We start from the raw sequence: 12634 nt of genomic DNA, 5'->3' as shown, positions 1-12634 counted from the left end.
TTACGGGCGGATCTCGATCAGGGTGCCATCTGGTACCAGGTTCCACACCTCGCGCATGTCGCGGTTGGTCATGGCGATGCAGCCTTCGGTCCAGTCCAGGGTGTGGAATACCTCTTCCGGGTAGTCGTCGTCCAGCGGCGTGCCGTGGATCATGATCATGCCGCCCGGGCTCACCCCTTCACGGCGCGCCTTGGCGGCGTCGGTGATGTTCGGGTAGGAGACGTGCATGGCCAGGTTGTAGCGGTCGGAAACCTTGCGCCAGTCGATCCAGTAGAGGCCTTCCGGGGTGCGCTTGTCGCCTTCGCGCTCCTTGGCGCCCTTAGGCTGCTTGCCCAGGGAGATGCGGTAGGTCTTGAGCGGGGAGCCGCCGCTGATCAATTGCAGGCGCCGCTCGGACTTGAGCACCAGGATCTTGTCGATCATCGTCGGGTTGACGGCAGGCACCAGCGGGGACGGCGAGGTCTTGGTGATCGGCTTGGTCACGATGGTTTCCGTGAACGCCGCCTGGGACACCGAAGCCATACAAACGCAGAAGAGGGCAAGCAACCAGCGCATTGAAACGATATCCCGTAAAAAGAAGCCAGCGTTAGGGTGTAGCCGGTGTCGGCAGTGCGAACAGCGGGGGCAGGCATTCGGTACGTACCGGGTAGTCCTGCGTTTTGCGGTCGCGATAATAGCATTCTAGGGTACGACTCACGGTCCTGAAAGCCAGCTCGTCCCAGGGGATCTCGCTTTCTTCGAACAGGCGCACTTCCAGGCTCTCGACACCGACGTCGAAATTCAGGTCGGCCAGCTCTGCGCGGAAGAACACATGTACCTGGTTGATATGGGGCAGGTCGAACAGGTGATAGAGGCTCATGGCCTCGACCTGGGCGCAGGCTTCCTCGACGGTTTCGCGACGGGCGGCCTGTTCGAGGGTCTCGCCGTTCTCCATGAACCCGGCGGGCAGGGTCCAGTAGCCCCGGCGCGGCTCGATGGCGCGCCGGCACAGCAATACCCGGCTGCCGTGGCTGGGCAGCACGCCGGCGACGATATTGGGGTTCTGGTAATGGATGGTCTGGCAGTGCTCGCACACATAGCGCAGGCGGGTATCGCCTTCGGGGATGCGTTGGATCACCGTCTTGCCGCACGCGCTGCAGAATTTCATGCTTATCTTCCTGTTGGCTGCGGCTATCTTCGCGCGGCGCTTGGCGGGGCCGCAAGCCTGTTCGCATCGGGGGCTTGGGCAGGCCGTGGCTTTGGTGCATGATGCGGGAAGCCGACAGAAAGAGAGAGACCATGCTGGACGAGTTACTTCGCCGAGTGAGCAGTCATGTGCCGAGTACCCTGGAGACGGATCGACGTTTTCCCGAGGCCGCCGTGTTATTGCCCATCACTCGCAGCGAGGAACCCGAGCTGGTGCTCACCCTGCGTGCCCAGGGGCTGTCGACCCATGGCGGCGAAGTCGCCTTCCCTGGCGGGCGGCGTGACCCGGAAGACCCGGACCTGGTGTTCACCGCGCTGCGCGAAGCCGAGGAAGAGATCGGGCTGCCACCTGGCCTGGTCGAAATCATCGGACCGTTGAGCCCGCTGGTGTCGTTGCATGGCTTGAAGGTAACGCCGTTTGTCGGGTTGATTCCCGACTACGTCGAATACCGCGCCAACGATGCCGAGATTGCCGCCGTGTTCAGCGTGCCGCTGGAGTTCTTCCGCCAGGACCCGCGCGACCACAGCCACCGTATCGACTACCAGGGCCGCAGTTGGTATGTGCCCAGCTACCGCTATGGCGAGTACAAGATCTGGGGCCTGTCGGCGATCATGATCGTCGAGCTGGTCAACTTGCTTTACGATGCGCGCATCAGCCTGCATCACCCGCCGGAACGTTTTACGCCTATTTGAGCGGGACCACCCGCCGTCTGCACACCGTGAGGAAGCACCCATGAACTACCGCCTGGGCGACCATTGCGTCGAGACCCACCCGAACAGCTGGGCTGCGCCCACCGCCACGTTGATTGGCAAGGTGCGCCTGCAGGCGGGCGCCAGCGTGTGGTTTGGCGCCGTGCTGCGCGGTGACAACGAGCTGATCGACATTGGCGAGAACAGCAATGTGCAGGACGGCACGGTGATGCACACCGACATGGGCTCGCCGCTGACCCTGGGCAAGGGCGTGACCGTGGGTCACAACGCCATGCTGCATGGCTGCACGGTGGGGGATTACAGCCTGGTCGGGATCAATGCGGTGATTCTCAACGGGGCGAAAATTGGCAAGTACTGCATCATCGGCGCCAATGCGCTGATCCCCGAGGGCAAGGAGATCCCGGATGGCTCGTTGGTGATGGGCTCGCCGGGCAAGGTGGTGCGTGAGCTGACCGAGGCGCAGAAACAGATGCTTGAGGCGAGCGCCGCGCATTACGTGCACAACGCCCAGCGTTATGCCCGCGATCTGGCCCCGCAGGCGCCGGAATGAACACGCCGGAAAAACCTGTGGGTTCGCCCTGCGTGAGCATTTGCGCACTGGATGAGCAGGATATCTGCACCGGCTGCCAGCGTACGGCGGCCGAGATTACCCAGTGGGGCCGGATGGACAACGCGCAGCGCCGCGAGGTGCTGGTGCTGTGCCATGAGCGTGCGGTGGCGGCGGGGTTGATGTTTTCGGTGGGTGCCAGTTCCTACCACAAAGGCTGATGATTACACGGTGATCCATGCCTGGCAGTTGTTCCCAGGCAGCGCGCTCAAGTACCCTGTACAGCTTGTCCCAGGGTTTTGCTATGCCATTTCTGATTGCCTATATCAGCAGCGTGGTGCTGATCAACTACGCCTTCTCCAGCGCACCGCACCTGGACGTGATCTGGTCCGCCTGGGGCGGCTTGGTATTCATCCTGCGCGACATGGTGCAAACCCGCTTCGGCCACGGCGCCATCTTCGCCATGCTGGCCGCCCTGGTGCTGTCGTATGTCACCTCCGACCCGACCATCGCCCTGGCCAGCGCCACTGCGTTCGCGGTGTCCGAATGCATCGACTGGCTGGTCTTCACCATCACCAAGCGCCCGCTGCACGACCGCCTGTGGCTCAGCTCGGCGCTGAGCATCCCCCTCGATACCTTCATCTTCTTCGGCATGATCGGCGCCCTGACGCCGGCCGTGGTCGGCACCGCAATGGCCTCCAAGTTCGCCGGGGTGACCGTGGTCTGGCTGGTCATGGCTTGGCGCGCACGGAAAAAGGCCTGCCTGAGCTAAGCCCCCTTCATGTAAAATGGCGCACCTTTTCACCGGGTTGCACCGTGCTTGGGGCGGCCCTGGATTCCTTCCCTTTGAGGACCTGAAATGACCCGTATCGGAACCCCATTGTCGCCAACCGCGACCCGCGTACTGCTGTGTGGCTGCGGCGAGCTGGGCAAGGAAGTGGTGATCGAGCTGCAGCGCCTGGGCGTTGAAGTGATTGCCGTGGACCGTTACGCCAATGCCCCGGCCATGCAGGTGGCGCACCGCAGCCACGTGATCAACATGCTCGACGGCGCCGCCCTGCGCGCGGTGATCGAGGCTGAAAAACCGCACTACATCGTGCCGGAAATCGAAGCCATCGCCACCGCCACCCTGGTCGAGCTGGAAAACGAAGGCTTCACCGTGGTGCCAACCGCGCGCGCCGCACAGCTGACCATGAACCGTGAAGGCATCCGTCGCCTGGCCGCTGAAGAGCTGGACCTGCCGACCTCGCCGTACCACTTCGCCGACACCGTTGAAGACTACCGCAAGGCCGTCGAAGACCTCGGCTTCCCGTGTGTGGTCAAGCCGGTGATGAGCTCCTCGGGCAAGGGCCAGAGCCTGCTGCGCAGCGTCGATGACGTGCAGGCGGCCTGGGACTATGCACAGGAAGGCGGCCGTGCCGGCAAGGGCCGGGTAATCATCGAAGGCTTCATCGATTTCGACTACGAGATCACCTTGCTGACCGTGCGTCATGTCGGTGGTACCACGTTCTGTGCACCGGTCGGCCATCGTCAGGAGAAGGGCGACTACCAGGAATCGTGGCAGCCGCAGGCCATGAGCCCGAAAGCGCTGGCCGAGTCCGAGCGCGTGGCCAAGGCTGTGACCGAGGCGCTGGGTGGCCGTGGCATGTTTGGGGTGGAGCTGTTCATCAAGGGTGATCAGGTGTGGTTCAGCGAAGTCTCGCCGCGCCCGCATGACACCGGCCTGGTGACCCTGATCTCCCAGGACCTGTCGCAGTTCGCCCTGCATGCGCGGGCGATTCTCGGCTTGCCGATCCCGCTGATTCGTCAGTTCGGGCCTTCGGCTTCGGCGGTGATCCTGGTGGAAGGCACCTCGCAGCAGACCGCGTTCGACAACCTGGGCGCCGCGCTAAGCGAGCCAGACACGGCGATCCGCCTGTTCGGCAAGCCTGAAGTGAATGGCCAGCGGCGCATGGGCGTGTGCCTGGCGCGGGATGAGTCGGTTGAGACAGCGCGCGCCAAGGCGACGCGCGCCTCGCAGGCGGTGAAGGTCGAGCTGTAAGGCTGCACTTCAGGGCCCTATCGCCGGCAAGGCCGGCTCCCACAGGGATCTCTTGTGGGAGCCGGCCTTGCCGGCGATTATCCGTCCACCCTCAAAGCTCGTTGTGCCGCGTCTCTTTCAAGCACAGCACGGCGATCAGGCTCAATACCGCTGCCGCCGACACATACCCGCCGACCCAGCTCAGGCCGCCCATGGCCACCAGCTTCTGCGCGAAGAATGGCGCCGCCGAGGCGCCGACGATACCGCCAAGGTTGTAGGCCGCCGACGCGCCGGTATAGCGCACATGCGTCGGGAACAGCTCAGGCAGCAACGCGCCCATCGGCGCAAAGGTCACCCCCATCAGGAACAACTCGATCGCCAGGAACAACGCCACGCCGGTGGTTGAGCCCGAGGTCAGCAGCGGCTCCATGGTGAACCCGGACAGCACCGCCAGCACCCCACCGACAATCAGCACCGGCTTGCGCCCGTAACGGTCGCTCAGCCAGGCCGACAGGGGCGTGGCCAAGGCCATGAAGACCACGGCAAAGCACAGCAGGCCAAGGAACGTCTCACGGCTGTAACCCAGCGTCGACACCCCATAGCTCAGGGAAAACACGGTCGAGATATAGAACAGCGCGTAGCACACCACCATTGCCCCGGCACCGAGCAACATCGGCGACCAATGCTGCGCGAACAGCTCGACCACCGGCATTTTCACCCGCTCCTGCTTGGTCACGGCCTTGGCAAACACCGGCGACTCTTCAAGCTTGAGCCGCACATACAGCCCGACCACCACCAGCGCCGCACTGAGCAGGAACGGAATCCGCCAGCCCCAGCTGCGGAACTGTTCATCGGTCAGGGTCATGGCCAGGGTCAGGAACAACCCGTTGGCTGCCAGAAAGCCAATCGAGGGGCCCAACTGCGGGAACATGCCGAACCAGGCGCGTTTGCCTTTGGGGGCGTTCTCGGTGGCCAGCAGTGCCGCGCCACCCCATTCGCCGCCTAGCCCCAAGCCCTGGCCGAAGCGCAAGACACACAACAGGATCGGCGCCCAGGCGCCAATGCTGTCATAGCCAGGCAGCACGCCGATCAGCGTGGTACACACGCCCATCAGCAGCAGCGAGGCGACCAGGGTCGACTTGCGCCCGATGCGGTCGCCAAAGTGGCCGAACAGCGCCGAACCCAAAGGCCGGGCCAGGAAGGCAATACCGAAGGTGAGGAAGGCCGAGAGCATCTGCGCGGTGCCCGAGGTCTGCGGGAAGAACACCGGGCCGATCACCAGGGCGGCGGCCGTGGCGTACACGTAGAAGTCGTAGAACTCGATGGCAGTGCCGATGAAGCTGGCCGTGGCCACCTTGGCCGGTGAGTTGACCGGTGGCGCCTCGGCGGCCTCGTTGTAAGTGCTGCTGGTCGTCATGCGATTTATCCCTGACAGTCGAGTGCTCCTTGCACGCCGCCGCTCACCTGCCCAGGCAGGCGCCAGCGGTCATGCGCCGAAGCGTATTATTGTTGGTCGCGTGGCTGAGCATACGCTCTTGGGGATAGGTAAGCGTGCAGCGAGTTCAGCTAGCGGGCGACTGCCCAGACCAGTATGCGGCTGGCGCAATTGTCCTCGGTTTCGAGGATTTCCAGGCGATAACGGCCGATTTTCAGGCAGACCGCGCTGGCCGGGATGCTTTCCAGCGCTTCGGTTACCAGGCCATTGAGGGTCTTGGGGCCGTCGCTGGGCAGGTGCCAGCCGAGGTTGCGGTTCAGCTCGCGGATGGCCACGGTGCCTTCGACCACAAAGCGCCCATCGGCTTGCGGGTGGATGTGCGGGTTGTCGAGGCTGTGTTCTTCTTCGAATTCACCGACGATCTCTTCGAGGATGTCTTCCAGGGTGACGATGCCTTCGACCTCGCCATACTCGTCGACCACTACGCCCAAACGCCGCTGCTGCTTGTGGAAATTCAGCAACTGGCGCTGTAGCGGGGTGCTTTCCGGAACGAAATAGGGTTCGTAGCAGGCTGCCAGTAAACTCTCCATGGTCAGCTCTGCCTTGGGCAGCAGGTGGCTGATCTGGCGCGTGTTGAGGATCGCCTGGACCTGGTTGATGTCGCTGTGGAATACCGGCAGGCGGGTGTGGCGGCTGAGAATCAACTGCTCGATGATCTGCTCGATCGAGTCGTCCAGGTTGATCCCGTCGACTTCGTTGCGCGGGACCAGGATGTCGTTGACCGTGACCTTGTCGAGGCTTTTCAGGCTGTCGAGCAGGTCATGCCGGTGCTGGCCGCTGTCGCCGGGTTCGTCGTGCTCGGCCTGGGCCGTGGCATCGTGATGGTTGACCGGTGTGGCCTGCACGGCGAAAGGGCGCAGCAACAGGCGGGCGATGCGGTCGAGCAGCCAGGCCAGCGGCTGTAGCAGCGTGAGCGGGACTTTCAATACGCTGTTGCCCAGGCCGATGAAGGCCTCGGGGTTACGCCGGGCCAACTGGCGTGGCAGGTATTCGGCAAACACCAGCAGCAGCGCGGCAGCGCCCAGGCCTGCCAGCCAGAAGCCGTGCTCGCCCTGGCAACGCTGGCCCATCAGGCAGGCCAGCGCCAGCACCAGCAACTTGCCCAGGGTTGAGCAGAGCACCAGCGCCTGGGGCGCGACATCGAGGCTGGGGCTTTCGCCATTTTTCCCGTTGTTGCGCTTTGCGCCGGCCAGTTGCTGCTGCGCGGCATCCACCGAGGTGAACAGTGCCGACCAGAGCAGTGCCAGGGCCAGAAGCCCGAGCAGCGGGCCTATCGGCAAAGTGTCCATGGGCCGCCTGTCAGATGTGCAGAATGAATTCGCGGACCAGCTTGCTGCCGAAATACGCCAGCATCAGCAGGCAGAACCCGGCCAGGGTCCAGCGAATCGCCTTGTGCCCGCGCCAGCCGAGGCGGGTGCGGCCCCACAGCAGCACACTGAAGACGATCCAGGCCAGGCAGGCCAGCAGGGTCTTGTGCACCAGGTGCTGGGCAAACAGGTTGTCGAGGAACAGCCAGCCGGACAGCAGCGACAGCGACAGCAGCACCCAGCCGGCCCAGAGGAAGCCGAACAGCAGGCTTTCCATGGTTTGCAGCGGCGGGAAGTTGCGGATCAGCCCCGAAGGGTGCTTGTGCTTGAGCTGGTGGTCCTGCAAAAGCAGGAGCAAGGCCTGGAACACCGCGATGGTGAACAGCCCGTAGGCCAGGATCGACAGCAGGATATGCACGAGGATCCCGGGCTCTTCATTCACCAGCGGGACCATGCCCGGCGGGGCGAACTGCGCCGCCAGTGCCGTAACCAGGCCGAGCGGGAACAGCAGTATCAGCAGGTTCTCGACCGGAATGCTCAAGGTGGCGAGCAAGGTCAGGGCGATCACGGCGGTGGCGATCAGGCTGGCCGCCGTGAAGAAGTCCAGGCTCAGGCCCAGTGGCGTCAGCATCTGCCAGAACAGTGCACTGCTCTGGGCGATGACCGCCACTACGCCGAGCACGCCGAGCAGCCGTTTGTCGGCCTTGGTGCCTCGGGCCAGGCGGGTGCCTTGATAGAAAATCGCGGCGGCATATAAGCAGGCGGCGATCAGATTGGGTAGCAAACTGGGTGACAAGGGGAGCATAAGTCCTGTTAGGCAAGCCCGAAAGGGGCTGAGTTTGGCATAGAACGCTCCTGCCAAGGAAGACTGCGCGCCGACGCTATGGTGTGCGCTGGCGCGAGTCTTCGTTATAATCGCCGGCCTGCCCTTGCCCAAGGCTGGCCGAAAGGGCCACGGCAGCTGATAAACCTCGGTTCTACAGAGCCTGAAAGGATCCCCATGTTTGAAAACCTGACCGACCGTCTGTCACAGACGCTGCGCCATGTCACCGGCAAGGCCAAGCTGAACGAAGACAACATCAAAGACACCCTGCGTGAAGTGCGCATGGCGTTGCTCGAGGCCGACGTCGCCCTGCCGGTGGTCAAGGATTTCGTCAACAAGGTCAAGGAACGTGCGGTCGGCACCGAGGTCTCGCGCAGCCTGACACCGGGCCAGGCGTTCGTGAAAATCGTCCAGGCCGAACTCGAAGGCCTGATGGGCGCAGCCAACGAAGACCTGTCGCTGAACTCGGCACCGCCTGCGGTGATCCTGATGGCAGGTTTGCAGGGCGCGGGTAAAACCACCACCGCCGGCAAGCTGGCGCGCTTCCTTAAAGAGCGCAAGAAGAAAACCGTGATGGTCGTGTCGGCGGACGTCTACCGCCCGGCGGCCATCAAGCAGTTGGAAACCCTGGCCAACGACATCGGCGTGACGTTCTTCCCGTCCGATATCAGCCAGAAGCCGGTCGCCATCGCTGAAGCGGCGATTCGCGAAGCCAAGCTGAAGTTCATCGACGTGGTCATCGTCGACACCGCCGGCCGTCTGCACATCGACGCCGAGATGATGGGCGAGATCAAGGACCTGCACGCAGCGGTCAAGCCGATCGAAACCCTGTTCGTGGTCGACGCCATGACCGGCCAGGATGCGGCCAACACCGCCAAGGCCTTCGGTGAGGCACTGCCGCTGACCGGCGTGATCCTGACCAAGGTCGACGGCGACGCCCGTGGTGGCGCCGCGCTGTCGGTACGTGCCATTACCGGCAAGCCGATCAAGTTCATCGGCATGGGCGAGAAAACCGAAGCCCTTGAGCCGTTCCACCCGGATCGTATCGCCTCGCGGATCCTCGGCATGGGCGACGTGCTCAGCCTGATCGAGCAGGCCGAGCAGACCCTGGACAAGGAAAAGGCCGACAAACTGGCCAAGAAGCTGAAGAAGGGCAAGGGCTTCGACCTCGAAGACTTCCGTGACCAGCTGCAACAAATGAAGAACATGGGCGGCCTGGGCGGGCTCATGGACAAACTGCCAAGCATCGGTGGGGTCAACCTGGCGCAGATGGGCAGTGCCCAGGGCGTGGCCGAGAAGCAGTTCAAGCAGATGGAAGCCATCATCAACTCCATGACCCCGGCCGAGCGCCGCGACCCTGAGCTGATCAGCGGTTCGCGCAAACGCCGTATCGCCATGGGTTCCGGCACCCAGGTGCAGGACATCGGCCGCTTGATCAAGCAGCACAAGCAGATGCAGAAGATGATGAAGAAGTTCTCCGCCAAGGGCGGGATGGCCAAGATGATGCGCGGTCTTGGCGGCATGATGCCGGGTGGCGGCATGCCAAAGATGTAAGCAAATTCAGCTGATCGGCCCGTTTCGAACGAGCCGACCAGCGGAACCCCCGCCTCTGGCGGGAACACTGCTGCTCTATATAAGGCAGCGTAACGCGCAGATCTGAAGGCAGGCGTCAGCTTGCCGGAAAAAGGCATTTGCAAAAGTCCGTGTATTCCCTGAGAATATGCGGCCTTTCGGGCACCCGTGTGCCCGCTGTGCATTATGATTTGCAGCACCGACTACAGGAACGATGTTCAATGCTAACCATCCGTCTTGCCCGTGGTGGCTCTAAAAAGCGCCCGTTTTACACCCTGACCGTAACCGACTCGCGTAACCCGCGTGACGGCTCCAACAAAGAGCACGTTGGTTTCTTCAACCCAGTTGCTCGTGGTCAGGAAATCCGTCTGTCCGTTAAGCAAGAGCGCGTAGCCTACTGGCTGAGCGTTGGCGCACAGCCATCTGAGCGTGTTGCCCAGCTGCTGAAGCAAAACGCTAAGGCTGCTGCCTGAGCAATATGAACGCGACGCCAGAAAACGCTGATGATTTGATCGTTGTCGGCAAGATTTTTTCGGTTCACGGCGTTCGCGGCGAGGTGAAGGTCTTTTCCTTTACCGATCCGATTGAAAACCTGTTGGATTACCCTAACTGGACGCTTCGGCACGAAGGAAAGGTAAAACAGGTCGAGCTGGTCAGTGGCCGTTCCAATAAAAAGGAGTTGGTCGCCAAGCTCAAAGGCCTCGACGATCGTGACGAAGCGCGTCTTCTGAGCGGTTATGAGATTTGCATCTCGCGTAGCCTTTTGCCCAACCTGCCTGGCGACGAGTACTACTGGTACCAGTTGGTAGGTCTGAAAGTCATCAACCAGGACGGACAACTGTTCGGCACGGTTGATCACCTGTTGGAGACCGGCGCTAACGATGTAATGGTGGTCAAGCCTTGCGCAGGCAGCCTGGATGATCGCGAGCGTTTGTTGCCCTATACCGGGCAATGCGTGCTGGCAATCGACCTGGGTGCAGGCGAGATGAAGGTTGAATGGGACGCGGACTTCTAAACGATGGCGAGCCTTCGTGTAGACGTCATTACGTTGTTCCCCGAGATGTTCTCGGCCATCACTGAGTACGGCATTACCAGCCGCGCGGTCAAACAGGGGTTGATGCAAGTCACCTGCTGGAACCCGCGGGACTACACCACAGATCGTCACCATACGGTAGATGATCGGCCGTTTGGCGGTGGTCCGGGAATGGTAATGAAGATCAAGCCTCTGGAAGATGCGTTGGCTAGCGCCAGGCAGGCAACCGGGGGGGCGGCAAAGGTTATTTATCTGTCGCCACAAGGCCGCAAGCTGGATCAGTCGGCGGTCAAAGGCCTGGCGAGTCAAGAGTCGTTGATTCTGATAGCCGGTCGTTATGAAGGCATTGACGAGCGCTTTATTGAAGCTCATGTCGATGAAGAGTGGTCGATTGGTGACTATGTATTGTCTGGCGGTGAGCTGCCGGCAATGGTCCTGATCGATGCGGTTACGCGGCTGCTGCCCGGAGCTTTAGGGCATGCGGACTCGGCGGAGGAAGACTCCTTCACCGATGGTCTGCTTGATTGCCCGCACTACACCCGACCGGAGGTGTATGCGGATCAGCGTGTTCCCGACGTGTTGCTAAGTGGCAACCATGCACACATCCGGCGATGGCGTTTACAGCAGTCCCTTGGGCGGACCTATGAACGACGCGCCGATCTTCTGGAAAGTCGCTCACTTTCTGGAGAAGAGAAGAAGCTGCTCGAGGAGTACCTCCGTGAGCGGAACGATAGTTAACGTATCGATGGTAGATCAAACGATTTACCTTAGGAGCACAGCATGACCAACAAAATCATTCAGCAGATCGAAGCTGAGCAGATGACCAAAGAGATCCCGACCTTTGCCCCGGGCGACACTATTGTCGTTCAGGTGAAAGTGAAGGAAGGTGATCGTTCGCGTCTGCAGGCTTTCGAAGGTGTTGTAATCGCCAAGCGTAACCGTGGTCTGAACAGTGCTTTCACTGTTCGTAAGATCTCCAACGGTGTTGGCGTTGAGCGTACTTTCCAGACCTACAGCCCGCAAATCGACAGCCTGGCCGTGAAACGTCGTGGTGACGTGCGTAAAGCCAAGCTGTACTACCTGCGTGACCTGTCCGGTAAAGCCGCTCGCATCAAGGAAAAACTGTCCTGATGACAGTTTGACCGGCGGCTACAACCGCCATGCGAAAAAAGCAGCCTTCGGGCTGCTTTTTTGTTGTCTGCAATTTGTCTGTTCAAGTGATGCCATGACCCCGAGAGAGCTGGAAATAGAGCGCCGCACCGTCTTGTCGGTGACCCGCGTGACCAAGGCGGTGTTCCCGTCGACCACCAACCACCACAACACCTTGTTTGGCGGGACTGCGTTGGCCTGGATGGATGAAGTGTCGTTCATTGCCGCGACGCGTTTTTGCCGGTTGCCGTTGGTGACGGTGTCTACTGATCGCATTGACTTCAAACACCCGATTGCGGCGGGCTCGATAGTCGAGTTGGTGGGGACGGTGGTGCGGGTGGGCAATACCAGCCTGCAGGTGGAGGAAGTGTTTGTCGAGAGCATGAGTTGTGATAGCCGGGAGAAGGCGATTCATGGCGTGTTCAGTTTTGTCGCCATTGATGACGAAAAGCGCCCGGTGCCGGTATTGCCGGGTTTCCAATCGTTGGCGCCGCTTGCCGGCGGAGACCGGTATTGCAGGCGGCTGGTGCCCAGCCGATCGCTGGCAAGGCCAGCTCCCACAGAATTATTCGCGGCGCCGCCAACCCCTGTGGGAGCCGGCCTTGCCGGCGAAGAGGCCGGTATTGCAGGCGGCTGGTGCCCAGCCGATCGCTGGCAAGGCCAGCTCCCACAGAATTATTCGCGGCGCCGCCAACCCCTGTGGGAGCCGGCCTTGCCGGCGAAGAGGCCGGTATTGCAGGCGGCTGGTGCCCAGCCGATCGCTGGCAAGGCCCACCCCCCCCGAATTATTTG

At 61.9% G+C, this 12634-nt stretch carries 15 protein-coding genes and 1 pseudogene; 11 read left to right on the top strand and 5 right to left on the bottom strand.

Features of this window, described 5'->3' with window-relative positions; translation table 11 throughout:
* Window positions 1-555, bottom strand: a complete 555-nt coding sequence (locus M5G11_RS25170) for a L,D-transpeptidase family protein (RefSeq protein ID WP_273909232.1) — start codon at window positions 553-555, stop codon at window positions 1-3.
* A 31-nt stretch (window positions 556-586) separates the two neighbouring features.
* Window positions 587-1147, bottom strand: a complete 561-nt coding sequence (locus M5G11_RS25165; protein ID WP_273909233.1) for an NUDIX hydrolase — start codon at window positions 1145-1147, stop codon at window positions 587-589.
* Between the two features lie 131 nt (window positions 1148-1278).
* On the opposite strand from M5G11_RS25165, the gene M5G11_RS25160 reads away from it, so the two are divergent.
* The 5 genes from M5G11_RS25160 to purT all read left to right on the top strand — a co-directional run bounded on the left by M5G11_RS25160 (window position 1279) and on the right by purT (window position 4484).
* Window positions 1279-1878 (top strand): CoA pyrophosphatase, encoded by a 600-nt coding sequence (locus M5G11_RS25160; RefSeq protein WP_273909234.1) that lies wholly within the window; start codon window positions 1279-1281, stop codon window positions 1876-1878.
* A 40-nt stretch (window positions 1879-1918) separates the two neighbouring features.
* A complete protein-coding gene (locus tag M5G11_RS25155) occupies window positions 1919-2446 on the top strand; it encodes a gamma carbonic anhydrase family protein (protein WP_273909235.1) in 528 nt (175 codons plus the stop codon).
* A complete protein-coding gene (locus M5G11_RS25150) occupies window positions 2443-2664 on the top strand; it encodes a DUF1289 domain-containing protein (RefSeq protein ID WP_273909236.1) in 222 nt (73 codons plus the stop codon). The genes M5G11_RS25155 and M5G11_RS25150 overlap by 4 nt, the downstream gene beginning before the upstream one ends.
* 83 nt (window positions 2665-2747) lie before the next feature.
* Entirely contained in the window at window positions 2748-3215 is a 468-nt protein-coding gene (locus M5G11_RS25145) for a VUT family protein (protein ID WP_273909237.1), read from the top strand.
* An 87-nt stretch (window positions 3216-3302) separates the two neighbouring features.
* Window positions 3303-4484, top strand: coding sequence for a formate-dependent phosphoribosylglycinamide formyltransferase (purT, locus tag M5G11_RS25140; protein WP_273909238.1), 1182 nt, complete (start codon window positions 3303-3305; stop codon window positions 4482-4484).
* A 91-nt stretch (window positions 4485-4575) separates the two neighbouring features.
* Here purT and M5G11_RS25135 read toward each other — a convergent pair whose 3' ends face one another.
* From M5G11_RS25135 to M5G11_RS25125, 3 genes are all read right to left on the bottom strand, one after another.
* Window positions 4576-5880: an MFS transporter gene (locus M5G11_RS25135; RefSeq protein WP_273909239.1), complete on the bottom strand. Its 1305-nt coding sequence runs from the start codon at window positions 5878-5880 to the stop codon at window positions 4576-4578.
* Window positions 5881-6029: 149 nt separating this feature from the next.
* Window positions 6030-7247, bottom strand: a complete 1218-nt coding sequence (locus M5G11_RS25130; RefSeq protein WP_273909240.1) for a transporter associated domain-containing protein — start codon at window positions 7245-7247, stop codon at window positions 6030-6032.
* 10 nt (window positions 7248-7257) lie between these two features.
* Complete coding sequence (locus M5G11_RS25125; RefSeq protein ID WP_273909241.1) at window positions 7258-8070, bottom strand: cytochrome C assembly family protein; 813 nt, start codon at window positions 8068-8070, stop codon at window positions 7258-7260.
* Window positions 8071-8265: 195 nt separating this feature from the next.
* Between M5G11_RS25125 and ffh the strand changes: the two genes are divergently transcribed.
* From ffh to M5G11_RS25095, 6 genes and pseudogenes are all read left to right on the top strand, one after another.
* Entirely contained in the window at window positions 8266-9642 is a 1377-nt protein-coding gene (gene ffh / locus M5G11_RS25120; RefSeq protein ID WP_273909242.1) for a signal recognition particle protein, read from the top strand.
* A 239-nt stretch (window positions 9643-9881) separates the two neighbouring features.
* On the top strand, window positions 9882-10133 hold the full coding sequence (gene rpsP, locus M5G11_RS25115) for a 30S ribosomal protein S16 (RefSeq protein WP_273909243.1): 252 nt from the start codon (window positions 9882-9884) through the stop codon (window positions 10131-10133).
* A gap of 5 nt (window positions 10134-10138) precedes the next feature.
* Window positions 10139-10675: a ribosome maturation factor RimM gene (gene rimM / locus M5G11_RS25110; RefSeq protein ID WP_273909244.1), complete on the top strand. Its 537-nt coding sequence runs from the start codon at window positions 10139-10141 to the stop codon at window positions 10673-10675.
* A gap of 3 nt (window positions 10676-10678) precedes the next feature.
* Window positions 10679-11431, top strand: a complete 753-nt coding sequence (gene trmD / locus M5G11_RS25105; protein ID WP_273909245.1) for a tRNA (guanosine(37)-N1)-methyltransferase TrmD — start codon at window positions 10679-10681, stop codon at window positions 11429-11431.
* Between the two features lie 42 nt (window positions 11432-11473).
* Complete coding sequence (gene rplS / locus M5G11_RS25100; protein ID WP_273909246.1) at window positions 11474-11824, top strand: 50S ribosomal protein L19; 351 nt, start codon at window positions 11474-11476, stop codon at window positions 11822-11824.
* 94 nt (window positions 11825-11918) lie between these two features.
* Window positions 11919-12320: pseudogene (locus M5G11_RS25095) on the top strand (acyl-CoA thioesterase); the annotation flags it as partial.
* Window positions 12321-12634: the final 314 nt, after the last annotated feature.

The sequence above is a fragment of the Pseudomonas fontis genome (assembly GCF_028656955.1).
GTDB lineage: Bacteria > Pseudomonadota > Gammaproteobacteria > Pseudomonadales > Pseudomonadaceae > Aquipseudomonas > Aquipseudomonas fontis.
This window is presented reverse-complemented; position numbering and strand designations above follow the sequence as displayed.